The sequence below is a fragment of the Streptomyces sp. NPDC059909 genome (assembly GCF_042730885.1).
Classification (GTDB): Bacteria; Actinomycetota; Actinomycetes; order Streptomycetales; family Streptomycetaceae; genus Streptomyces.
Map to the genome: position 1 here is coordinate 1 of NZ_JBHWKX010000257.1, position 1140 is coordinate 1140.

Sequence of the window (1140 nt, forward strand, 5' to 3'; positions counted from 1 at the left end):
TCGCCACCTCGGAGCGGTACATCGAGGGCACCTTCTTCCTCCGCGCCCGCGTCGAGGGCAACGACATCGGCTACGGCTCCATCTGCGCCGCCGGCCCGCACGCCACCACCCTGCACTGGGTCCGCAACAACGGCCCGGTCCGCTCCGGCGACCTGCTGCTGCTCGACGCCGGCGTCGAGACGCACACCCTCTACACCGCCGACGTCACCCGCACCCTGCCCATCAACGGCACGTACTCCCCGCTCCAGCGCAAGATCTACGACGCCGTGTACGAGGCCCAGGAGGCGGGCATCGCCGCCGTGCGACCCGGCGCCAAGTACCGGGACTTCCACGAGGCATCGCAGCGCGTGCTGGCCACCCGGCTCGTCGAGTGGGGAATTCTCGACGGCCCGGTCGACCGGGTTCTGGAGCTGGGTCTCCAGCGCCGCTTCACCCTGCACGGCACCGGCCACATGCTCGGCATGGACGTCCACGACTGCGCGGTCGCCCGGACCGAGACCTACGTCCAAGGCACCTTGGAGCCCGGCATGTGCCTCACCGTCGAGCCCGGCCTGTACTTCCAGGCGGACGACCTGACGGTGCCGGAGGAGTACCGGGGCATCGGCGTCCGGATCGAGGACGACATCCTGGTCACCGAGGACGGCAACCGGAACCTCTCCGCCGCCCTGCCGCGCGCCTCGGACGAGGTCGAGCGCTGGATGGCCGAGCTGAAGGGCTGACCCGGCCCCTGCGAGGCAGCCGGGCACGGCCTCCCTCCCAGGGCGGGTGACGGCATGACGAGGGGCGTTGTCTCACGCGGGCCAACGCCCCTCGTCGCGTTTCACGTGAAACATCCGACCAGGTCACGTCGCAGGTGAAACACCACGTCGCTGCGGCAATGAGAGTCCTGTCGATGTTTCACGTGAAACACCGCACTGCCCCCCTTCAGCGGGCCGACGGTCTGACGGCACGGTCGGAGGACTCCGTCAGACGGCGCGCTCAGACGGCTACCAGCGGTGCGTCCTTGCGCCACTTGAGGATCTTGTCGAAGGACACCACGGCTCCGGCGCGGCCCGGCTTGTTGCCGAAGTGGGCGTGGTCGGAGAGCTGCTCGATGAGGTCGAGCCCGCGACCGCTCTCGTCCTGCGGAGCGGTCAGGGG

At 69.8% G+C, this 1140-nt stretch carries 1 protein-coding gene and 1 pseudogene; one reads left to right on the forward strand and one right to left on the reverse strand.

The genetic code is table 11. The features are described 5' to 3' along the window. The coding region (locus ACFV9O_RS40655; protein WP_385428170.1) for a M24B family metallopeptidase at positions 1 to 719 on the forward strand (719 nt) is incomplete at its 5' end. Positions 720 to 978: 259 nt separating this feature from the next. On the opposite strand, the pseudogene ACFV9O_RS40660 reads toward ACFV9O_RS40655, so the two are convergent. Further along, positions 979 to 1140 (reverse strand): annotated as a pseudogene (locus ACFV9O_RS40660) (ATP-binding protein); the annotation flags it as partial.